The sequence below is a fragment of the Erwinia artemisiae genome (assembly GCF_051400835.1).
Taxonomy (GTDB): domain Bacteria; phylum Pseudomonadota; class Gammaproteobacteria; order Enterobacterales; family Enterobacteriaceae; genus Erwinia; species Erwinia aeris.
In genome coordinates, this window is the sequence record NZ_JBLFFM010000002.1 from 347,285 (window position 1) to 367,289 (window position 20,005).

Genomic DNA, 20,005 nt, shown 5'->3' on the forward strand with positions numbered 1-20,005 from the left:
ATAAGGCTTATCTGATGAAGAAAAACAGACATATCAGTGCCGTCATGATGCCTGTTAAACATTTCCATTTTTTGGATTTTTCAACGTAAAAAAAGACCATGTAAAGTATGAATATAAATGATAGTGCCAGCCCACCAAAAACGTTTCCATTACCCCTGTTATTATTTAATGAACCTTGCGGGATAGTCGAATCCATATCGTAGATAACATCGTATTTATCAACCATAGATAAATAAATCAGCACCATGCAAACCAGATAAAAAAGAATAAATGCAATTCTAAAAAACTTATTCATAAAATCATGACCCTGTTACGAGACCAGTCTGGTAAAATGCTGCCAGTTTTTGACAATAAAATCACCATATCGCGTATCTTTTTTGATGCTTTCCAGACTCGGATTGGTGCCCCGGTTATATCTGGCTCCAATAATTCTCACATCATTCATACTGAGCCGAGAGGGTAACTTGTCATAGTCAGCAAGCTGGCGTAAGTGCATAGCCGCGAGGGTAATGTTATAGGCATCTTTTTCAAGACACCGTGATAGCGAGCGGAGTTCTGATGTACTCATCTTGTCTGCATTAAGGCCCATAGTTTTAGCTGCTGTACGCAGTTGCATGCTGACAAAGCCAAACGAGGTTTTAGCCGGCGGAGAGGTTACAGTAAGATTACGATCGATACAGACTGGGCCGCTCCAGTCTATGAAGCGAACTTCAAAAGCAAAACGATCTATAATATCTGGATCACCGCCTACCTCAATCCAGCAGACACCAGCAAGTAATTCTGGGGGCAGTTTATAGCGAAGAGCAGCCGATCTGATAAGCAAACTCTGTTTTTTGACCCAGGTATCTTTAAAACCTCTGGCATAAGATCTGCCACCGCCGAATCTTTCAGGAAGTATTTTCCAACGGAATACATCAAGGAAAGTCCATGAAGGGGATTTTGTCATCTTCCTGCATTGTTCAAAGTTACGCATATCCATATAAAAAATCTCCATTTATTTCTCTATGCTGCTCAATAAAACTGAGCGTTAATATCAGAAACCCTCGCCTTGTTGAGTACCAAAGAAATTTTAAAACGTGCGTTCCACTATGCTTTACTTATCTGACAAATCAGTCCTTACGCATGTTTTATACGACATATGAGTACCTTCGACAACCCAAAATATACTGTATTTTTATAATGATTGTTTTCTTGTGATTGTAGCCTGAATTAATAACAGACCGTCTATTTCATCCCCAACACTTAGTGCCTTTAAAAAAAGGCGCACTCCCATAATGGCCAGTAACACAGTCGCTCATATCTGGTTCGTAGATTTCGACATTATTCTACCGAGTAAAGCCATGATTATCTGCCCCTGTACGGCCTGAATAACCGCGTATAGTACCGCTACACTTTTTGGTATATACCAACTGCGCCATGCATGACGTAGACATGGCGTAAGTCCGTTCCTGGAGCCTCGGCACGCGTATCCCTGTGTTCGACGGTCGGGCCTGGTCTATACGTCCTGACAAGCGGCGAACGTTCGCCTGCCTGGATGTTAGCGCTACTCTTTTCGTTCTTTTAGTATGTTGGCACTAATAGTTCGCGCAGCCTTAGTATGTTGGCACTAAACACCAACGATGGTTTTAAGATGCCGGTGTCAGAGCGTCATCCGATTAATCTGATATTTACCCGCCATAGATTTCCCCTGCCCTGTCGACAGGCGGCACGCCCTGTGTAACCGCTACCACTTTCAACCGTAGCGGGAAAGGAATTTAGGGATTAAACAGCCTTGAAACCTGCCTCTTAGGAATTTTCATCTTGTGTAAACGATTCCATTTATTCACACTCGATCACGCTTTATCGTTTCGCGCTGTGCTATTTTTCTTTCAGGCTTGCAGGCATTACAAAGTAATCAGGACTCAATATGCAGAAATTTAATCCGGTCGATCATCCGCATCGCCGCTATAACCCACTGTCCGATCAGTGGATTCTGGTTTCTCCGCATCGTGCCAAACGCCCCTGGCAGGGCGCACAGGAGACGCCTTCTCAGGAGAAGCTGCCTGCGCACGATCCGGACTGCTTTCTTTGCCCCGGCAACACGCGCGTAACCGGCGATAAAAATCCCGATTACACCAGCACCTATGTGTTTACCAACGACTTTGCCGCGCTGATGACCGATACGCCGGACGCGCCGGAGAGCGACGACCTGCTGATGCGCTGCGAAAGCGCGCGCGGCACCAGCCGGGTGATCTGCTTTTCACCGGATCACAGCAAAACGCTGCCGGAGCTGTCGGTTTCCGCGCTGGAAGACGTGGTTCGCACCTGGCAAGAGCAGACTGCCGATCTGGGTCAGCACTACCCGTGGGTACAGGTGTTTGAGAACAAAGGCGCAGCGATGGGCTGCTCCAATCCGCATCCTCACGGCCAGGTGTGGGCCAACAGCTTCCTGCCTAACGAAGCCAAACGCGAGGACGATCTCCAGCGCGCTTATTTTGCGAAAAAGCAGTCGCCGATGCTGGTGGATTACGCCAGTCGCGAGCTGAATGACGGCAGCCGCACGGTGGTGGAAACCGACCACTGGCTGGCCGTGGTGCCCTGGTGGGCCGCCTGGCCGTTCGAGACGCTGCTGCTGCCGAAAGCGCACGTCAAGCGCCTGACCGACTTAACGGACGCGCAGCGGGCCGATCTGGCCGTGGCGCTGAAAAAGCTGACCAGCCGCTATGACAACCTGTTCCAGTGCTCCTTCCCCTACTCTATGGGCTGGCACGGCGCGCCGTTCAACGACGACGCCAACGACCACTGGCAGCTTCACGCGCATTTTTACCCGCCGCTGCTGCGTTCCGCCACGGTGCGCAAGTTTATGGTTGGCTATGAAATGCTGGCCGAAACCCAACGTGATTTAACGGCGGAACAGGCGGCTGAACGGCTGCGTGCCGTCAGCGATATTCATTTCCGCGAGACCGGAGCATAACCATGAGTTTAAAAACCCTGACCCAACAGATTTTCAGCGAAAAATTTGGCTATGCCGCGCCGCAAACTATCCAGGCGCCGGGCCGCGTTAACCTGATTGGCGAGCACACCGACTATAACGATGGTTTTGTGCTGCCCTGCGCTATTGATTATCAGACCGTGATCGCCTGCGCCAAACGCGACGATCGCCAGGTACGCGTCATCGCCGCCGACTATGAAAATCAGGAAGATATTTTTTCGCTGGACGAGGCGATTACTCCGCATGACACGCAGATGTGGTCAAACTACGTGCGCGGCGTGGTCAAGCACCTGCAAAAACGCATTCCTGACTTCAACGGCGTGGATATGGTGATTGCAGGCAACGTGCCGCAGGGCGCGGGCCTCAGCTCTTCTGCCTCGCTGGAAGTGGCGGTCGGCACCGTGTTCCGTCATCTGTATGCGCTGCCGCTGGACGGCGCGCAGATTGCCGTAAACGGCCAGGAAGCGGAAAACCAGTTTGTCGGCTGTAACTGCGGCATCATGGATCAGCTGATCTCGGCGCTGGGCGAGAAAGATCATGCGATGCTGCTCGACTGCCGCACGCTGGGCACGCGTCCGGTGCCGATGCCGGAAGATATCGCAGTAGTGATCATCAACTCTAACTTCCGCCGTAACCTGGTGGGCAGTGAGTACAACACTCGCCGTCAGCAGTGCGAAGCGGGCGCAAAATTCTTTAACAAAAGTTCGCTGCGCGATGTCGATCTGGCGCAGTTTGCAGCGATGGAGCATGAGCTTGACCCGCTGGTCGCCAAACGCGTGCGCCACGTGCTGACCGAAAACGCCCGCACGCTGGAAGCGGCGGATGCGCTGGCGAAGGGCGATCTGGCGCGCATCGCCGTGCTGATGGCGGAATCTCACGCTTCCATGCGCGACGATTTTGAAATCACCGTGCCGCCAATCGATACCCTGGTAACCATTGTGAAAAACAGCCTGGGCGATCGCGGCGGCGTGCGCATGACCGGCGGCGGCTTTGGCGGCTGCGTGGTGGCGCTGATGCCGTTGGATCTGGTCGACAGCGTGAAAGCGGCCGTGGCGGAGCAGTACGAGGCGCAGTCCGGCATTAAAGAAACTTTCTACGTCTGCAAAGCCTCTGAAGGAGCGGGCCCATGCTGAGTCACTCGCATGCGCCAGACGGCCAGCCGTGGCGCATCACAACGCTGCGCAACGCGGGCGGCATGGTAGCGACCTTTATGGACTGGGGCGCCACCTGGCTTTCCGCGCGCGTGCCGATGAAAGACGGCAGCGTGCGCGAAGCGCTGCTGGGCTGTGCCACGCCGGCCGACTACCTTAATCAGACCGCCTATCTGGGCGCAACGGTTGGCCGCTACGCCAACCGTATCGCTAACGCCGCTATCAGTGCAGGCGAGCAGCGCTGGCAGCTGGCGGCCAATCAGGGGAAACATCAGCTGCACGGCGGGCCACAGGGCTTTCACGCCCGTCGCTGGCACATCGTCAGCCAGACCGGCCAGGAAGTCGAATATCAGCTGGATTCCCCTGACGGCGATCAGGGCTATCCCGGCCATCTCCAGGTTACCCTGCGCTATCGGCTGGAAGAGGACAATACGCTCACGATCCGCTATCACGCCACGGTGGACCAGGCCTGTCCGGTTAATCTGACCAACCACGCCTATTTCAATCTGGATGCGCAGCACGGCGACGCGCGCCATCATCGCCTGCGCCTGCGTGCCGACCATTATTTGCCGGTCGACAGCGAAGGCATTCCCAACCGCCTGCTGACCGACGTCACCGATACCGGCTTTGATTTCAGAGAGATCAAAACGGTGGCGCAGGACTTCCTGCTGGATGACGATCAGCGCGCGGTCAAAGGCTACGATCACGCGTTTCTGCTGAACGGCGGCGACGATACGCAGCCGGACGCGGAGCTGTGGTCGGCCGACGGCAGGCTGAAGCTCAGCGTGTTTACCACCGCGCCTGCGCTACAGTTCTATTCGGGAAATTATCTGGAAGGCACTCCGGCTCGCGAGCAGGACGTCTATACTGCCTTTCAGGGCATTGCGCTGGAGAGCGAGTTTTTACCCGACTCGCCTAATCATCCGGAATGGCCGCAGCCCGACTGCTGGCTGCAGCCAGGTGAATCGTATCAGTCAGAAACGCGTTATCGCCTGACGCCGCTTTGATTAAGCGCATGAAAAACGTGCATCGCGCCTGCGGCAGGCTTACGTGGCGCGCAGATTTCCGCTATGGTAATGACCAGTTAAAATTGCGTCGGCAATTTTCGCTTTCCGTTATCTTAGAAACGTCAGATTATTAAGGAGTTAAGCTATGGCTGTAACTAAGCTGGTTCTGGTACGTCACGGCGAAAGCCAGTGGAACAACGAAAACCGCTTTACCGGATGGTACGATGTCGATCTGTCCGATAAAGGGCGTACCGAAGCGAAAGCGGCGGGTCAGCTGCTGAAAAAAGAAGGCTTTACCTTCGATTTCGCTTATACCTCCGTGCTGAAACGTGCCATCCACACGCTGTGGAACATTCTTGACGAAGTGGATCAGGCCTGGCTGCCGGTTGAAAAATCCTGGCGTCTGAACGAGCGTCACTACGGTGCGCTGCAGGGTCTGGATAAAGCGGAAACCGCGCAGAAATATGGCGACGAGCAGGTTAAACAGTGGCGTCGCGGCTTTGCCGTCACGCCGCCGGAGCTGGATCGCGCTGACGAACGTTTCCCTGGCCACGACCCGCGCTACGCCGCGCTGACTGCCGAGCAGCTGCCGACTACCGAAAGCCTGGCGCTGACCATCGATCGCGTGCTGCCTTACTGGAACGAGTCTATTCTGCCGCGCATGAAGAAAGGCGAGAAAGTGATCATTGCTGCACACGGCAACTCGCTGCGCGCGCTGGTGAAATACCTGGACGACATGAGCGAAGAAGAGATCCTTGAGCTGAACATCCCAACCGGCGTGCCGCTGGTGTATGAGTTCGACGAAAACTTCAAGCCAATCAAGCACTACTATCTGGGCGATGCGGACGAGATCGCGGCTAAAGCCGCCGCCGTAGCGAATCAGGGTAAAGCGAAGTAAGAGCCAATAAAAAAATCCGCCGAAAGGCGGATTTTTTTATGTCGCGTACGGGAAACTTATCCGCGACGCGCTTTCACCGCCTCTGCCAGCTGGCGCAGCACGGTTTCAGTATCTTCCCAGCCGATGCAGCCATCGGTCACGCTCTTGCCGTAGACCAGCGGCTCGCCGCTTTCCAGGCTCTGATTGCCTTCAACCAGATGGCTCTCGATCATTACGCCGATAATCGCTTTTTCGCCGCCCGCAATCTGCTGCGCCACGTCGTCCGCCACGGTCAGCTGCTTTTTAAACTGCTTGCTGCTGTTGGCATGGCTGAAGTCGATCATAATTTGCGGCTCCAGGCCCGCTTTCGCCAGGCCTGTCTTCACTTCTTCCACATGCTGCGCGCTGTAGTTCGGCTCTTTGCCGCCGCGCAGAATGATATGGCAGTCGCCGTTGCCGCTGGTTTCCACAATGGCGGAGTGTCCATATTTGGTCACCGACAGGAAGCAGTGCGGCGCGCTGGCGGCATTGATCGCATCAATAGCCACTTTAATGGTGCCGTCGGTGCCGTTTTTGAAGCCGACCGGACAGGAAAGCCCGGAGGAAAGCTCGCGGTGCACCTGAGATTCGGTAGTGCGCGCGCCAATCGCGCCCCAGCTCATCAGATCGGCCACGTACTGCGGCGTGATCATATCCAGAAATTCGCCCGCCGCCGGCAGGCCGGTATCGTTGATGTCCACCAGCAGCTTGCGCGCAATGCGCAGACCGTCGTTGATCTGATAGCTGTTATCCATATGCGGATCGTTGATCAGCCCTTTCCAGCCAACCGTGGTGCGCGGTTTTTCAAAGTAAACGCGCATGACCACTTCCAGCGAGTCGCTCAGCTCTGCGCGCAGCTTCAGCAGACGGGCAGCATACTCCTTTGCGGCCTCGGTATCGTGAATTGAGCAAGGGCCGATCACCACCAGCAGGCGATCGTCATTTTTTTGCAGGATACGGTGAATGGCCTGGCGGGTATCAGCGACAGTTTTAACCGCCGTCTCCGTGGCAGGAAATTTTTCAAGCAGCGCAACGGGAGGTAAAAGTTCTTTTATTTCTTTAATTCTTAAGTCATCATTCTGATAATTCATAATATTTCCAAATAGTTACTGAGCCGTACTGCACACCAGGCGCATCCAGACCAATTTATCGCGTGAACCCCAGCCTGTAAATCGACTTTGCACAAATTATTATCAGTAGGAGTTGCCGTTTTCGCGCTTTTTACTACACTTTAACTTGTTAATACTTAAAAAAAACGCACAGGGATCGCCTGCTTTATCGCCGCGTATCGCTTGCGTAAGGAGAGGTTGCCTCTTCCACTTTATGCAAACCGCTTTTTTAGCAGGGTTTGGTTCGCCAAGACGCAAAAAAAATTAACGGAGTAAGATGATGAAAAAGTTTGCAATCGTTTTCCTGACAGCAGCAATGACTCTGGGTAGCGCTTCCGCCATGGCGGCGGGCAGCAACAACGGTACCGCTAACCAGGCGGCAGACGCCGGGGCCGCAGCGGGCAGCGCAAAACAGAATATTGCGCCGAACAACGTTGATAACAGCCATATCAATAATACCGGCGACGCCACTGCCGATACCACGCACAAAACGACCCATCACGCTAAAAAGAAAATGACCGCGGATGAGATCGATAAAAATACCCAGTGCAAAGACGGTAAATGTCCTGACATTAACCAGAAAGTAGGCCCGGGCACTGACAGAAAAACCGACGGCACCTCGCAGTAAGTTAGCCGCGGATGACAAAAGGAGAGCTGAGGCTCTCCTTTTTTTATTGGCCGCCCCAGCGCATTCACAATAAAAAAGCCCGTCACGGGCATGCTCCATTCCTTGTTATGATAAAGCAGGTTTATTGAAAAGATGGATACTTATGGCGCATTCGCATTCTCATAGCGGCGGAAACCGCAATCGTTTACTGGCCGCCTTTCTGGTCACGGCTGTTTTTATGGTCGCGGAAGTTGTTGGCGGCCTGCTTTCCGGCTCGCTGGCGCTGCTGGCCGATGCCGGACACATGCTCACGGACGCCGCCGCGCTGCTGATGGCGCTGCTGGCCGTGCAGTTCGCCAGCCGCAAGCCAAACGCACGCCACACTTTCGGTCTGCTGCGGCTGACTACGCTGGCCGCGTTTATCAATGCTATCGCTTTGATCGTGATTACCGCGCTGATCGTCTGGGAAGCCGTCCAGCGCTTTATGCATCCCGAACCCGTGGCCGGTGGCTTTATGCTGGGCATTGCCGTAGCGGGCCTGCTGGCGAACCTGCTCTCTTTCTGGCTACTGCATCACGGTAGTGAAGAGAAGAACATTAACGTTCGCGCCGCCGCGCTGCACGTGCTGGGCGATCTGCTGGGTTCCGTCGGCGCCATTGCTGCCGCGCTGATTATTATGTTTACCGGCTGGACGCCCATCGACCCGATCCTGTCGCTGCTGGTGGCGGTGCTGGTGCTGCGCAGCGCCTGGGCGCTGCTGAAAGAGAGTTTTCATGAACTGCTGGAAGGGACGCCGCCGCAGCTGGACGTGGAGAAGCTGAAGCGGGCGTTAACGCGTGATATTCCTGAGGTACGCAACGTGCACCACGTTCACCTGTGGCTGGTGGGCGAAAAGCCGGTGATCACGCTGCATACGCAGGTGATCCCGCCTTACGATCACGACGCCCTGCTGCACCGTATTCATGACTACCTGCACGAGCACTATCAGATCGAGCACGCCACGGTGCAGATGGAATACCAGAGCTGTGACGATGGCGACTGCGAGCTGTCATGGGGAAAAAGCGGGCACGACCATGCCCACCATCATCACTGATTAAGCCAGCGCCTGCCTGCGGGCGCTTTTAATCCAGAGCCACGAGCCGTTCAGCGCAATTAACGTCAGAATGGCATATTCCAGCGACATTGCATAAACCCCCTGACGAGCGAAGATCATCACGCTAATCACATCAATCACCACCCACAGCAGCCAGTTTTCGACATATTTCCGCGTCATTAAAATCATCGCCACCACCGACAGCACCAGCAGACAGGAATCCCAGAACGGGAAAGCGTCCGGCTGAAGCTGCGGCATCGCCACCGCCAGTCCCAGCGTCTGCATCAGCTTAACGGCGACTTCCGTCAGCCAGCCAAAAACCGGGTTGATATACAGGGTCATCAGGGCAATCGCCACCACGCTGAACAGCGCCCAGCCAAGGGCTTTTGGCAGGCCCAGCCAGCGAATTTGCAGCGCCTGCTGGTTGTCGGTGGTCTGCCGCGTCCATGCATACCAGCCGTAAACGTTAGCGCCGAAGAAAAAGAGCTGCAGCAGCAGGCTGGCATAAAGCTGGATCTGGAAAAAGATCGCCGCGAAGAGCGTGACGTTGATCAAACCAAAAACGTAGTTGATGTTTTTTTCAAGGCTGGCGAGCCAGATACAGAGCAAACCCGCCAGCGTGCCGATCGCTTCAATCCAGGAGAGGTCGTAGCCGCCCGCCCCTACAGGGATGTGAACCAGAATATTTTGCGTGCTGAAAAAATCCATATTGGCACCTTGTAGCTGAAAACGGGCGTTATTTTAATGATGCAGCAAAGGTTAGCATACGATCCAGCGGCCGTAACGCGCCTTCGCGCAGCGCCGCATCAACGTTAATTTCATGTTCGCTGCCGCCGTGCTCCAGCCCTTCTGCAATAGCCTGTAGCCCGTTCATCGCCATCCACGGACAGTGCGCGCAGGTGCGGCAGGTTGCGCCCTCGCCCGCCGTTGGCGCTTCCAGCAGCTCTTTGTCCGGGCAGGCCTGCTGCATTTTGTAAAAGATACCGCGATCGGTTGCCACAATCATTTGCCGCTGCGGCAGCGTTTTCGCCGCCTGAATCAGCTGGCTGGTTGAGCCTACTGCATCGGCCAGCTCGACAATGGCCTGCGGCGACTCAGGGTGCACCAGTACCGCCGCATCGGGATAGAGCGCTTTCATCCGCGCCAGCGCCTGGGTTTTGAATTCGTCATGGACGATACAGGCCCCTTGCCAGCACAGAATATCCGCGCCGGTCTGGCGGGTAACGTAGCGGCCAAGATGGCGATCCGGCGCCCAAATAATTTTTTCCCCCAGACCGTCAAGGTGTTCAATCAGTTCAACGGCGATGCTGGAGGTCACTACCCAGTCCGCGCGCGCTTTTACCGCTGCGGAAGTGTTGGCATACACGACAACGGTACGATCGGGATGCGCATCGCAAAACCGGGTGAATTCGTCAATCGGACAGCCCAAATCCAGCGAGCATTCCGCCTGAAGCGTCGGCATCAGAATGGTTTTTTCCGGGCTGAGTATTTTTGCGGTTTCGCCCATAAAACGTACGCCCGCCACCAGCAGCGTGGAGGCAGGATGCTGGCTGCCAAAGCGCGCCATCTCCAGCGAATCCGCCACGCAGCCGCCGGTCTCTTCCGCCAGCGCCTGGATTTCCGGATCGGTATAGTAATGCGCGACCATCACTGCATCGCGTTCTTTCAGCAGCCTTTTGATTTTGCTGCGATAAAATTGCTTTTCATCAGGCGTTAAGCGGGCAGGCTTAGGCGGAAAAGGATAGACAGCGGTTTCGGGATCGAACATCAGGCTCATCACACGGCTCTCGTTTTGTGCACTTAACCAGAGTGGCGGCCATAACGTTCGTTACGCGCTTATCCGCCCGGCTTGTTTTATATGCTAAACAAGATAGCCGAAACTTTCACCGCTGTCGCGGATTATTTGCTGCCCTTAACGAAGCTGGAAGTTATCCGTCGCCTCCAGCTTCAGTAAATAAGCCTTAACCTCAAGCCCACCGGCAAAACCGGTCAGCTTGCCGTTGGCGCCGATCACCCGATGGCAGGGCGCAATAATCGATACGGGATTTTTGCCGTTAGCCGCGCCTACCGCGCGTACTGCGGCTGGATGCCCAATCTCGCAGGCAATCTCCCGATAGCTGCGGGTTTCGCCAAAGGGGATCGCCACCAGCGCGGCCCAGACTTTTTTCTGAAATTCCGTGCCGACAAAATCAAGCGGCAGCGCGAACTGCCTGCGTTTGCCAGCAAAATATTCCGAAAGCTGGCGCGCCGTTTCCAGCAAAATCGGATGCGATCCTTCCCGCAACAGCTCGGGAAGTCGGTAACGCCTGGGATCTTCGTTTTCCCACAGTACGGCTGCAAGCCCTTTATCGCTGGCAATCAGTTTTAACGTGCCGACCGGCGACGGCATAAGCGTGTAAAAATGACTCATCTTATTTCCTCCTCCTCCGTGCTACGGACAGTAATTATCCGCGTAACGGCCCGAGTTGCCAGCCGTTTTCGGTCATCGATCTGAAATAGTTAGCTGTCCGAAAATGGCTGGCACGGCATCGAAAAGCGGCCTACTCTGCCAGACAGGTTGCCTGACGGGAAAAGATGATGATTGATGCAAAAATCGCGTACCTTGCGCTTACCTCGCGCGACAGCCGTTTCGATGGCGTGTTCTATGTAGGCGTGATCTCGACGGGGATTTACTGTCGCCCGGTCTGTCCCGTAAAGGCGCCGCTGGCGAAAAATTGTCTGTTCTTTGACAGCGCTGCCGCCGCCGAAAAAGCGCATTTCCGCCCTTGCCTGCGCTGTCGGCCTGAACTGGCACCCGGCAATGCGCCTATTGATAACGGCAGACGTATTGCGGACAGCCTTATCCAGCATATTGCCGAGGGCGTGCTGGAAGAAGACGCCAGTCTGGAAACGCTGGCGGCCCGTTATTCTGTCAGCCTGCGGCAGCTGCGGCGCATTGTGCATAAAGAACTGGGCGTATCGCCGCTGGAGCTAAAGCAGACTCGCCGGCTGCTGCTGGCAAAACAGCTGCTGACTGAAACCGCGCTGCCGGTGACGGAAATTGCGCTGGCCAGCGGTTTTGCCAGCCTGCGCCGCTTCAACGATGCCTTTAGCAAGCGCTACCGGATGCCGCCCGGCCGCCTGCGCAAACAGATACCTGCGGATAGCGATACCTCGACGCTGTTACTGCATTACCGCCCCCCTTTTGACTGGGTGGCCCTGCTGGATTTTCTTCGCCTGCGCGCGCTAAAAGGCGTGGAAGCGGTCGATGACGTCAGCTATGCCCGTACGGTGCGTCTGGGCGCGCATCGGGGCTGGATCCGCGTCATCCACACAGGAAACTCGCTTCAGGTAACCTTTACGCATTCACTCGCGCCGGTTTTGTCTGCTTTGCTTCTGCGGCTGCGAAATTTATTCGATTTGGATGCGCATCCGCAGATCGTTGCGGAGCATCTTGGTCAGGATCCTTTATTGAGCGAAAGCCTGCTGAAAAACCCCGGCCTGCGCGTGCCTGGCGCTTTCGATAGCTTTGAAATGATGGTGCGGGCCGTACTGGGCCAGCAGATTACGGTAAAGGCAGCCACAACGCTTGGCGGGCGCTTTGCTGACGCTTTTGGCGAGGTTATTACCACATCTGTTCCCGGTCTGACGCATCTGTCGCCTGAGGCGTCTACAGTTGCGTGCAGCACGCCTGAAGCAATAGCCAGCCTTGGCATCGTACGTACGCGAGCCAGAACGCTGCTGGCGCTGGCAGATGCCTGCGCGCAAGGCATGCCAGAAACAGCCGCGCAGCCGGAGCTGATGATAGCCAGGCTGACCGCCTTGCCGGGCATCGGCGAGTGGACGGCACATTACATAGCTATGCGCGCCTTACGCTGGCCCGATGCGTTTCCGGCGGCGGATATCGTGGTGCGAAAAAATTTGGGTAGCGTGACGGCAAAAGAAGCGGAACGGCTGGCAGAAGCCTGGCGGCCGTGGCGCAGCTACGCGGTGATGCATATCTGGAAAAACCTGACGCCGCTGAAGTAGCACGGCAGTAGAGCGACCGGAGCTGGGCGCGTATGGACGCGCGAAACGAGCCTGGGGGACGGCGCGTCCGTGTTCCGAGCTGCCTCAGCCGCCATTCTCCGATCTTATCGCGACAGAATAATAATACTGCTGCTTCAGGCCAGTTAGCCAGGTTCGAACCCTGCCCGAATTACAAACGGCAAAAAGGCGCCTTTAGGGCGCCTTTCTACATTGGTGGGTCGTGCAGGATTCGAACCTGCGACCAATTGATTAAAAGTCAACTGCTCTACCAACTGAGCTAACGACCCGAAGTGGTGGGTGATGACGGGCTCGAACCGCCGACCCCCTCCGTGTAAAGGAGATGCTCTACCAACTGAGCTAATCACCCACTTCGGTACTTCTTTTCGTGAAAGATAATCCTTCACGTTTTACAGCGGTTACCATTTTAGTAATGGTGGGTCGTGCAGGATGACTCGGCGTTCCTCGGCCTGCTGGCCCGTTGCTTAACGCAACGTTGTTTCGCTTCGCTCAACCGAACCTGCTGCAGGTTCACATCCTTCACGTTTTACAGCGGTTACCATTTAGTAATGGTGGGTCGTGCAGGATTCGAACCTGCGACCAATTGATTAAAAGTCAACTGCTCTACCAACTGAGCTAACGACCCGCATCATGCGGTACTGCTTACTACTTAATTAGTGGTGGGTCGTGCAGGATGACTCGGCGTCCCTCGGCCTGTCGGCCCGTTGCTTAACGCAACGTTGTTTCGCTTCGCTTAACCGAACCTGCTGCAGGTTCAAATCCTTCACGCTTACCTTTTGTCACTACTTAATTAGTGGTGGGTCGTGCAGGATTCGAACCTGCGACCAATTGATTAAAAGTCAACTGCTCTACCAACTGAGCTAACGACCCACTTTTACGCTGTCAGAACGTTTTAACATATGTCCCGGCAACGGCGGCATATATTACTGATTTACCGTTTCAGCGCAACCACTATTTTCAGATAACTTGTTCAACTGCCTGAGTTTCACCCGACCGGGCCATAAATTAGGCTAAACCCGTTCGTAAGCGGTTAATTACAGCGCAGCCGCACGTTTTTGCGCTTGTTTCGCCACGTCGGTGTTTGGATACTGTTTGATCACCTGCTGGTAGACGGCTTTCGCTTTCGCGCTGTCGCCCTTCTCCTGCATGATCACACCCACTTTATACAGCGCATCCGCGCTTTTCGGCGATTTAGGGTAATTTTTCACTACGGTGGCGAAATAGTAGGCCGCGTCGTCTTTTTTACCCTTGTTGTAATTCAGCTGTCCCAGCCAGTAGTTAGCATTCGGCTGGTAGGTTGAATCCGGATACTTCTTGATAAAAGCCTGGAACGCAGCGATAGCCTGCTCGTTCTGCTTTTTCTCCAATACCAGCGCCACAGCCGCGTTGTAGTCGCTGTTGGCGTCGCCACCCTGCGTCGGCGCAGCAGAAGCGCTGTCGCTGGCTGTAGCGCCTTCTGCGGCCGCTGCCGGAGCCGTAGCGCCTGAAGACGCCTGAGGCTGCGCAGACGCGCCGCTGCTCAGCGTATCTATCTGCTGATAGAGATTCTTCTGGCGTTCGGTGATCTGGTTAAGCTGATACTGGTTTTCCTGAATCTGACCACGCAGCGAATCAATGTCACGCTGGTTGTCGGCAAGCTGCTGCTGAAATTGCTGAAGAAGCTGTGCCTGCGCGTTAGAGATACGCTCAAGCGAGGTGACGCGGTCTTCGACCGAGCCTGAACCTACGTTACTGATTGACGCCTGGGCATTAGCGGCCCAGGGGGCCGCTACGCCAACCAGTAACGACAGACCCAGCAAGTGAAGTCTGAAGTTACTAATCATATGATTCTCTTAGTATACCAGTACGGCACGACGGTTTTTGGCGTAAGCCGATTCGTCGTGGCCCAGTACGGCTGGCTTCTCTTTACCGTAAGAAACGATAGAGATCTGGTCAGCAGAAACGCCTTTGCCCTGCAGGTACATTTTAACGGCAGTAGCACGACGCTCGCCCAGGGCGATGTTGTACTCTGGCGTACCACGCTCATCCGCATGACCTTCTACAGTCACTTTGTAAGACGGGTTGTTACGCAGGAAAGTAGCGTGCGCGTCCAGCATCTGAGCGAATTCAGACTGGATGTCATACTTGTCCAGACCGAAGTACACGATGTTGTTGCGTTGCAGCTGCTGCATCTGCAGGCGCGCCTGCTCGTCGGAGGACATATTGCCGCCGTTCATGCCGCTGTTCATGCCGCCGTTTGCGTCATCGCCCATACCCATACCGCTGGTCTGGTCGTTGTTGTTGTTTTTGTGTGAGCTACATGCAGCCACTGCGATAACTGGCAGTGCCAGCATTAAGCCTTTCAGCACTTTATTCAGTTGCATTTCTACAATCCTATTATTGTTTGCCATACATATTTATATGCATCACAGATACGGCGACCAGGCAGGTGATTTTACCTGTCCATCAGTAGCCGGAAGACGCGCTTTGAAACGACCGTCGGTCGACACCAGCTGCAGTACGGATCCCATGCCTTGAGTAGCGCTGTAGATAACCATAGTGCCGTTTGGCGCGAGGCTCGGCGTTTCATCCAGGAACGTGTCCGTTAATTGTTGAACGGCTCCCGTTTCCAGATCTTGTCTGGCGATATGTTGCGCACCGCCGTTGGTGCTTACCATCACCAGAGATTTTCCATCGGTGCTGACATCGGCGTTCTGGTTCTGAGAGCCTTCCCAGGTCAGACGCTGCGGCGCGCCGCCGTTTACACCAATTTTATAGATTTGTGGACGACCGGCCTGATCCGAGGTATAGGCCAGCGTCTGGCTGTCCGGGAACCAGGTAGGTTCAGTGCTGTTATAGCGGCCGTCGGTGATCTGACGCATCTGGCCTGAACCTAAGTCCATCACGTAAAGATTCATGCTGCCGGATTTCGACAGGGTGAACGCCAGCTTGCTGCCGTCAGGCGAGAACGCAGGCGCGCCGTTATGACGAGGGAAAGAAGCAACCTGGCGGATAGCGCCGTTGGCCAGCGTCTGGATCACCAGCGCCGATTTGCCGCTTTCAAAGGTCACATAGGCCAGCTTGCTGCCATCTTTCGACCAGGCCGGAGACATCAGCGGCTCAGGCGAACGGTGCACCACAAACTGGTTATAGCCGTCATAGTCGGATACGCGCAGCTCATACGGGAACTGGCCGCCGTTGGTCTGCACCACATAGGCGATACGGGTACGGAACGCGCCTTTGATGCCGGTCAGCTTTTCAAAGCTTTCATCGCTGGCCGTATGCGCCGCGTAGCGCAACCATTGTTTAGTCACCTTGTACTGATTCTGCGCCAGCACGGTGCCCGGATTACCGGAGGTATCCACCAGCTGATAAGAAACGGTATAGCTGCCGTCGGCGCCAGGCTGGATTTGCCCGACCACCACCGCATCAATACCCAGCGCGGTCCATGCAGCAGGCTGCACTTCCGCTGCGGTGCCTGGCTGCTGTGGCAGACGAGCGCGATCCAGCGGATTGAATTTGCCGCTGTTGCGTAAATCCGCCGCCACGATGCCGCCAATATCTTCCGGGGCTGCGCCCGGGCCAGCCCATTTAAACGGGACTACGCCGATAGGACGTGCGGTGTTAACGCCCTGGGTAATCTCAATGCGAACTTCTGCATGCGCCATAGCGACAAACAGCATCAGGAAACTTAGTGCTACTCGTAATGCCTGCTTCATCTTCTCTCCCTTACCTGAACGCTACGTCCACGATAATTAGCAGTGTTTCAACAAACCAATGGTGCATTTATAGAGTACGGCAAGTTGACCATAGTTCAACCTGCCGCGTCCTGGCATCTTCTTACAGCTAATCTTACGGTTTGAAGATTAACGTCGCCTCTTTCACCGCCTGATACACATCCGTGCTTGGCGGTTTCGGGATCCTCGCCATGCGGGCAGCGTTAATAGCCGCCTGACACAGCGCCGGATCGCCGCCTGCCGGGGTGGCCGAAATCAACATCCCGTCCGGCGCCAGCTTGATATGCACGTTACAGGTGCGTCCTTTAAACGTATCCGCGTCATAAAACTTGCTCTGGATAGCGCTCTGTACCTGGCCAAGGTAGCTGTCGATAGCGGCGCCGGAGGCACCCGATTTCTTCTGGTTGCCCTGCCCCGCCGCGCCCGCGCCGCCGGTTTTACCCTCTTTTGGCGCGTTCTTGCCGGAGGTCAGGCCGCCCAGCAGGTCGTCGACGTCGCTGCTCTCTTTAGCCGCTTCCGCCGCGGCTTTCTTCTTCGCATCGGCCGCCGCTTTCGCTTTTGCGGCTGCGTCCGCTTTGGCTTTTGCCGCCGCTTCGGCCTTCGCTTTCGCCGCCGCTTCGGCTTTCTCTTTTGCTTCCTCAGCCGCTTTTGCCTTCGCCGCCTCGGCCGCTTTTTCTTTGGCTTCTTTCGCCTGCTGCGCCGCTTTCTCTTTGGCTTCTTCGGCGGCTTTTTCTTTCGCCGCCTTCGCTTCGGCGGCAGCCTGGGCTTTCGCATCGGCCTGCGCTTTGGCTTTTGCCTCCTGCGCCGCTTTCACTTTAGCCGCCTGCGCCGCCGCGGCCGCTTTTTCTTCCGCTTCTTTTTTTGCATCCGCCGCGGCTTTTTTCGCTTCGGCTTCCGCTTTCTTCTGCGCGTCCGCCGCGGCTTTCGCCTGCGTATCGGCCTGCGCTTTGGCATCCGCCTGGGCTTTGGCTTTCGCTTCTGCTGTCGCGGCCGCTTTGGCATCCGCCTGGGCTTTGGCTTTCGCCTCTGCCTGCGCCGCGGCCTGCTGCTCGGCCGCCTGCTTCGCCGCTTCCTCAGCTTTTTGCTGTTCTGCGGCCTGCTTCGCGGCCTCTTCCGCTTTCTTCTGTTCCGCCGCCTGCGCCGCTTCCTGCTTCGCCTCCAGCCGCTCTTTTTCCAGCGCTTTCAGACGCTGCTGTTCCGCAGCCTGCTTCTGCTGTAGCTCTTCCGCCTGCTGCTTCGCCTGCTTTTGACGCTGCTGCTCGGCGCGCTGGCTGTCGCTCTGCTGATTCTGCTGGCGGTTGTACTGCTCGACGATAGCGCCAGGATCCACCATGACGGCATCAATGTCGCTACCCCCGCCGCCGCCGCTGCTGGCGTCGATATGTTCGTCAAACGAGCTCCAGATCAGTAACGCAATCAGAAAGATATGCAGGATCACTGAAATGATGATGGCGCGTTTTAACTTATCGTTCTGTTCGGTTACCTTCGACACTTTCGATTCCCAAAAACGGTCCGAAATTAAATCGGCTGCGTCATTAATCCAACCGACTTCACGCCCGCCTGATGCAGCAGGTTCAGCGCCTTGATGATCTCATCGTAAGGCACCTCTTTCGCGCCGCCGATCAGAAACACCGTCTTCGGATTCGCTTCGATACGGCGCTGCGCTTCAGCGACGACCTGCTCCGGCGGCAGCTGTTCCATGCGATCGTGATCGACCACCAGGGTGTATTGTCCCACGCCCGCCACTTCAACAATCACCGGCGGATTATCGTCGCTGGACACCGTTTTGGAATCCGTGGCGTCCGGCAGATCCACCTCTACGCTCTGGGTGATAATCGGCGCCGTCGCCATAAAGATCAGCAGCAGTACCAGCAGAACGTCGAGCAGCGGAACAATATTGATTTCGGACTTCAGGTCGCGTTTACGGCGACCGCGCGTTCTGGCCATAGGTCACTCCTACCTGCTGTTCTCGCTGGAGAAAGCCTGACGGTGCAGAATAGCGGTGAACTCTTCCATAAAGTTATCGTAATTCTGCTCCAGCTTGTTCACGCGCTGGTTGAGGCGGTTATACGCCATAACTGCCGGAATAGCGGCAAACAGACCGATAGCGGTCGCGATCAGCGCTTCGGCAATCCCCGGCGCCACCATCTGCAGCGTGGCCTGTTTTACCGCGCCCAGCGCGATAAAGGCGTGCATGATGCCCCAGACCGTACCGAACAGGCCGATGTAAGGACTGATCGAGCCAACCGTGCCCAGGAAAGGAATATGGTTTTCCAGCGCTTCCAGCTCACGGTTCAGCGAGATGCGCATGGCGCGCGTTGCGCCTTCCACCACCGCTTCCGGCGCGTGGTTGTTGGCACGATGCAACCGGGCGAACTCTTTAAAGCCGGCATAGAAAATTTGTTCAGATCCGGCCAGCTCATCACGGCGCGCCTGGCTTTCCTGATACAGGCGCGACAGCTCAATGCCCGACCAGAATTTGTCTTCAAACGCGTCGGCTTCACGGCCCGCCGCATTCAGAATACGGGTGCGCTGAATAATGATTGCCCAGGAGGCAACAGAAAAGCCAATCAAAATCAACATGATAAGTTTGACCAGAAGGCTCGCCTTCAGGAACAAATCAAGAACGTTCATGTCAGTCACTGCTTGAACTCCGCGACAATAGACTTGGGAAGCGCAATGGGCTTCATCAGATGTGGATTGATGCAGGCGATCAGGACTTCGGCTTCATTCAGCGTCCGGCCTTCTGCATTAACAATACGTTGTGCGAATGTCATGGTCGTTCTGGTCATGTTGACGACCTCGCTCTGCACCTCAAGAAGTTCATCAAGACGCGCGGCGGCCAGGTAATCAACCGTGAGACGACGCACGACAAAACCGACCTGCTGTTCCAGCAGCGTCTGTTGACTGAAATGGTGCTGGCGCAGCATCTCGGTTCGTGCCCGTTCATAAAAAGCGACATAGCTGGCATGGTAAACCACGCCACCGGCGTCGGTGTCTTCATAGTAGACACGCACCGGCCATCGAAAAAGCATTGTACTCACTCTACATCCCGGTATAACTTTTTAAACGTTGCTACTATACGCAAGAGCATACGCCTTTGGAATGGATTGCCAGAGGCTAAACAAAATAATTATCTTCCGGAAACAATTATGTGGATTTAGGGAGAAATCTTAAACGTTTACTGACATAACCCAGGGCTGAAAAAAGCCGGGTTAACGAAGGAGAGCAGCGGCGACGAGCAGGAAAAACGGACCGGCGAACCGATCCGTTATTATCCCGCTTTTATTACGGCAGGCAGTAAAATTCTTTTATGCGCGCTTATCGAGATGTTCGATAGCCAGCGCGGTAATCACCCCGATGGCGCAGGCCAGCAGCGTGCCGAGGATCCAGGCAAAATACCACATCG

At 55.3% G+C, this 20,005-nt stretch carries 20 protein-coding genes, 4 tRNA genes and 2 other RNA genes; 7 read left to right on the forward strand and 19 right to left on the reverse strand.

From position 1 onward, the window contains the following. Nucleotides 1-310: 310 nt before the first annotated feature. Nucleotides 311-994 carry a hypothetical protein gene (locus ACMGEE_RS06195; protein WP_253454856.1) on the reverse strand — a complete coding sequence of 228 codons (684 nt, stop codon included), beginning with the start codon at nucleotides 992-994 and terminating at the stop codon, nucleotides 311-313. Between the two features lie 912 nt (nucleotides 995-1,906). On the opposite strand from ACMGEE_RS06195, the gene galT reads away from it, so the two are divergent. The 4 genes from galT (at nucleotide 1,907) to gpmA (ending at nucleotide 6,027) form a co-directional block, all read left to right on the forward strand. Beyond that, complete coding sequence (gene galT, locus ACMGEE_RS06200) at nucleotides 1,907-2,953, forward strand: galactose-1-phosphate uridylyltransferase (protein ID WP_301253499.1); 1,047 nt, start codon at nucleotides 1,907-1,909, stop codon at nucleotides 2,951-2,953. A 2-nt stretch (nucleotides 2,954-2,955) separates the two neighbouring features. Next, entirely contained in the window at nucleotides 2,956-4,104 is a 1,149-nt protein-coding gene (gene galK / locus ACMGEE_RS06205) for a galactokinase (RefSeq protein WP_253454858.1), read from the forward strand. Then, nucleotides 4,098-5,129: a galactose-1-epimerase gene (gene galM, locus ACMGEE_RS06210; RefSeq protein ID WP_301729827.1), complete on the forward strand. Its 1,032-nt coding sequence runs from the start codon at nucleotides 4,098-4,100 to the stop codon at nucleotides 5,127-5,129. Before galK ends, galM begins: the two co-directional genes overlap by 7 nt. A gap of 145 nt (nucleotides 5,130-5,274) precedes the next feature. Continuing rightward, nucleotides 5,275-6,027 (forward strand): 2,3-diphosphoglycerate-dependent phosphoglycerate mutase, encoded by a 753-nt coding sequence (gene gpmA / locus ACMGEE_RS06215; protein WP_253454860.1) that lies wholly within the window; start codon nucleotides 5,275-5,277, stop codon nucleotides 6,025-6,027. A 56-nt stretch (nucleotides 6,028-6,083) separates the two neighbouring features. Here the strand turns inward: gpmA and aroG are convergent, their stop codons facing one another. Beyond that, a complete protein-coding gene (gene aroG / locus ACMGEE_RS06220) occupies nucleotides 6,084-7,136 on the reverse strand; it encodes a 3-deoxy-7-phosphoheptulonate synthase AroG (protein ID WP_253454861.1) in 1,053 nt (350 codons plus the stop codon). A gap of 295 nt (nucleotides 7,137-7,431) precedes the next feature. Here aroG and ACMGEE_RS06225 point away from each other — a divergent pair, with 295 nt between their 5' ends. Together ACMGEE_RS06225 and zitB are read left to right on the forward strand one after the other, a co-directional pair. Next, nucleotides 7,432-7,782: a YbgS-like family protein gene (locus ACMGEE_RS06225; RefSeq protein ID WP_253454862.1), complete on the forward strand. Its 351-nt coding sequence runs from the start codon at nucleotides 7,432-7,434 to the stop codon at nucleotides 7,780-7,782. A gap of 142 nt (nucleotides 7,783-7,924) precedes the next feature. Then, entirely contained in the window at nucleotides 7,925-8,854 is a 930-nt protein-coding gene (gene zitB, locus ACMGEE_RS06230; protein ID WP_301253501.1) for a CDF family zinc transporter ZitB, read from the forward strand. On the opposite strand, the gene pnuC is transcribed toward zitB, so the two are convergent. The 3 genes from pnuC to ACMGEE_RS06245 all read right to left on the reverse strand — a co-directional run bounded on the left by pnuC (nucleotide 8,855) and on the right by ACMGEE_RS06245 (nucleotide 11,264). After that, nucleotides 8,855-9,562, reverse strand: coding sequence for a nicotinamide riboside transporter PnuC (gene pnuC / locus ACMGEE_RS06235; RefSeq protein ID WP_253454864.1), 708 nt, complete (start codon nucleotides 9,560-9,562; stop codon nucleotides 8,855-8,857). A gap of 28 nt (nucleotides 9,563-9,590) precedes the next feature. Continuing rightward, nucleotides 9,591-10,631 carry a quinolinate synthase NadA gene (nadA, locus tag ACMGEE_RS06240; protein ID WP_253461066.1) on the reverse strand — a complete coding sequence of 347 codons (1,041 nt, stop codon included), beginning with the start codon at nucleotides 10,629-10,631 and terminating at the stop codon, nucleotides 9,591-9,593. Between the two features lie 135 nt (nucleotides 10,632-10,766). Then, nucleotides 10,767-11,264 (reverse strand): methylated-DNA--[protein]-cysteine S-methyltransferase, encoded by a 498-nt coding sequence (locus tag ACMGEE_RS06245; protein WP_253454865.1) that lies wholly within the window; start codon nucleotides 11,262-11,264, stop codon nucleotides 10,767-10,769. 167 nt (nucleotides 11,265-11,431) lie between these two features. On the opposite strand from ACMGEE_RS06245, the gene ACMGEE_RS06250 reads away from it, so the two are divergent. Next, the gene (locus tag ACMGEE_RS06250; protein ID WP_253454866.1) at nucleotides 11,432-12,862 is read left to right on the forward strand and encodes a DNA-3-methyladenine glycosylase 2; all 1,431 of its coding nucleotides are present in this window, start codon (nucleotides 11,432-11,434) and stop codon (nucleotides 12,860-12,862) included. A 211-nt stretch (nucleotides 12,863-13,073) separates the two neighbouring features. Here the strand turns inward: ACMGEE_RS06250 and ACMGEE_RS06255 are convergent. The 14 genes from ACMGEE_RS06255 to cydX form a co-directional block, all read right to left on the reverse strand. After that, a tRNA-Lys gene (locus tag ACMGEE_RS06255) sits at nucleotides 13,074-13,149 on the reverse strand. A 4-nt stretch (nucleotides 13,150-13,153) separates the two neighbouring features. After that, nucleotides 13,154-13,229, reverse strand: a tRNA-Val gene (locus ACMGEE_RS06260). Between the two features lie 64 nt (nucleotides 13,230-13,293). Then, nucleotides 13,294-13,417, reverse strand: a non-coding RNA gene (locus ACMGEE_RS06265) — RtT sRNA. Between the two features lie 12 nt (nucleotides 13,418-13,429). Continuing rightward, nucleotides 13,430-13,505, reverse strand: a tRNA-Lys gene (locus ACMGEE_RS06270). A 32-nt stretch (nucleotides 13,506-13,537) separates the two neighbouring features. Then, nucleotides 13,538-13,661, reverse strand: a non-coding RNA gene (locus tag ACMGEE_RS06275) — RtT sRNA. A 13-nt stretch (nucleotides 13,662-13,674) separates the two neighbouring features. After that, nucleotides 13,675-13,750: transfer RNA gene (locus tag ACMGEE_RS06280), tRNA-Lys, on the reverse strand. Between the two features lie 164 nt (nucleotides 13,751-13,914). Beyond that, nucleotides 13,915-14,703, reverse strand: coding sequence for a cell division protein CpoB (cpoB, locus tag ACMGEE_RS06285; RefSeq protein ID WP_436829811.1), 789 nt, complete (start codon nucleotides 14,701-14,703; stop codon nucleotides 13,915-13,917). Between the two features lie 9 nt (nucleotides 14,704-14,712). Then, nucleotides 14,713-15,243 carry a peptidoglycan-associated lipoprotein Pal gene (gene pal / locus ACMGEE_RS06290; protein ID WP_253454868.1) on the reverse strand — a complete coding sequence of 177 codons (531 nt, stop codon included), beginning with the start codon at nucleotides 15,241-15,243 and terminating at the stop codon, nucleotides 14,713-14,715. Between the two features lie 42 nt (nucleotides 15,244-15,285). Beyond that, nucleotides 15,286-16,578: a Tol-Pal system beta propeller repeat protein TolB gene (tolB, locus tag ACMGEE_RS06295; RefSeq protein WP_253454869.1), complete on the reverse strand. Its 1,293-nt coding sequence runs from the start codon at nucleotides 16,576-16,578 to the stop codon at nucleotides 15,286-15,288. 133 nt (nucleotides 16,579-16,711) lie between these two features. Continuing rightward, a complete protein-coding gene (gene tolA / locus ACMGEE_RS06300) occupies nucleotides 16,712-18,088 on the reverse strand; it encodes a cell envelope integrity protein TolA (protein WP_436829812.1) in 1,377 nt (458 codons plus the stop codon). A 26-nt stretch (nucleotides 18,089-18,114) separates the two neighbouring features. Further along, on the reverse strand, nucleotides 18,115-18,543 hold the full coding sequence (gene tolR, locus ACMGEE_RS06305; protein ID WP_125288616.1) for a colicin uptake protein TolR: 429 nt from the start codon (nucleotides 18,541-18,543) through the stop codon (nucleotides 18,115-18,117). A gap of 9 nt (nucleotides 18,544-18,552) precedes the next feature. Beyond that, the gene (tolQ, locus tag ACMGEE_RS06310; protein WP_253454872.1) at nucleotides 18,553-19,230 is read right to left on the reverse strand and encodes a Tol-Pal system protein TolQ; all 678 of its coding nucleotides are present in this window, start codon (nucleotides 19,228-19,230) and stop codon (nucleotides 18,553-18,555) included. Nucleotides 19,231-19,235: 5 nt separating this feature from the next. After that, entirely contained in the window at nucleotides 19,236-19,631 is a 396-nt protein-coding gene (gene ybgC / locus ACMGEE_RS06315; RefSeq protein WP_301289557.1) for a tol-pal system-associated acyl-CoA thioesterase, read from the reverse strand. Between the two features lie 276 nt (nucleotides 19,632-19,907). After that, nucleotides 19,908-20,003 carry a cytochrome bd-I oxidase subunit CydX gene (cydX, locus tag ACMGEE_RS06320; RefSeq protein WP_253454874.1) on the reverse strand — a complete coding sequence of 32 codons (96 nt, stop codon included), beginning with the start codon at nucleotides 20,001-20,003 and terminating at the stop codon, nucleotides 19,908-19,910. Between the last annotated feature and the right edge of the window lie 2 nt (nucleotides 20,004-20,005).

Excerpts from the sequence above, each read along its gene's own strand:
- gpmA (WP_253454860.1), top strand. The coding sequence starts at position 5,275 with ATGGCTGTAACTAAGCTGGTTCTGGTACGTCACGGCGAAAGCCAGTGG.
- ACMGEE_RS06250 (WP_253454866.1), top strand. The coding sequence starts at position 11,432 with ATGATTGATGCAAAAATCGCGTACCTTGCGCTTACCTCGCGCGACAGC.
- zitB (WP_301253501.1), top strand. The coding sequence starts at position 7,925 with ATGGCGCATTCGCATTCTCATAGCGGCGGAAACCGCAATCGTTTACTG.
- pnuC (WP_253454864.1), bottom strand. The coding sequence starts at position 9,562 with ATGGATTTTTTCAGCACGCAAAATATTCTGGTTCACATCCCTGTAGGG.
- ACMGEE_RS06195 (WP_253454856.1), bottom strand. The coding sequence starts at position 994 with ATGGAGATTTTTTATATGGATATGCGTAACTTTGAACAATGCAGGAAG.
- tolB (WP_253454869.1), bottom strand. The coding sequence starts at position 16,578 with ATGAAGCAGGCATTACGAGTAGCACTAAGTTTCCTGATGCTGTTTGTC.
- ACMGEE_RS06245 (WP_253454865.1), bottom strand. The coding sequence starts at position 11,264 with ATGAGTCATTTTTACACGCTTATGCCGTCGCCGGTCGGCACGTTAAAA.
- tolQ (WP_253454872.1), bottom strand. The coding sequence starts at position 19,230 with ATGAACGTTCTTGATTTGTTCCTGAAGGCGAGCCTTCTGGTCAAACTT.
- aroG (WP_253454861.1), bottom strand. The coding sequence starts at position 7,136 with ATGAATTATCAGAATGATGACTTAAGAATTAAAGAAATAAAAGAACTT.
- galT (WP_301253499.1), top strand. The coding sequence starts at position 1,907 with ATGCAGAAATTTAATCCGGTCGATCATCCGCATCGCCGCTATAACCCA.
- ACMGEE_RS06225 (WP_253454862.1), top strand. The coding sequence starts at position 7,432 with ATGATGAAAAAGTTTGCAATCGTTTTCCTGACAGCAGCAATGACTCTG.
- tolR (WP_125288616.1), bottom strand. The coding sequence starts at position 18,543 with ATGGCCAGAACGCGCGGTCGCCGTAAACGCGACCTGAAGTCCGAAATC.
- galM (WP_301729827.1), top strand. The coding sequence starts at position 4,098 with ATGCTGAGTCACTCGCATGCGCCAGACGGCCAGCCGTGGCGCATCACA.
- galK (WP_253454858.1), top strand. The coding sequence starts at position 2,956 with ATGAGTTTAAAAACCCTGACCCAACAGATTTTCAGCGAAAAATTTGGC.
- ybgC (WP_301289557.1), bottom strand. The coding sequence starts at position 19,631 with ATGCTTTTTCGATGGCCGGTGCGTGTCTACTATGAAGACACCGACGCC.
- pal (WP_253454868.1), bottom strand. The coding sequence starts at position 15,243 with ATGCAACTGAATAAAGTGCTGAAAGGCTTAATGCTGGCACTGCCAGTT.
- cpoB (WP_436829811.1), bottom strand. The coding sequence starts at position 14,703 with ATGATTAGTAACTTCAGACTTCACTTGCTGGGTCTGTCGTTACTGGTT.
- cydX (WP_253454874.1), bottom strand. The coding sequence starts at position 20,003 with ATGTGGTATTTTGCCTGGATCCTCGGCACGCTGCTGGCCTGCGCCATC.
- nadA (WP_253461066.1), bottom strand. The coding sequence starts at position 10,631 with ATGAGCCTGATGTTCGATCCCGAAACCGCTGTCTATCCTTTTCCGCCT.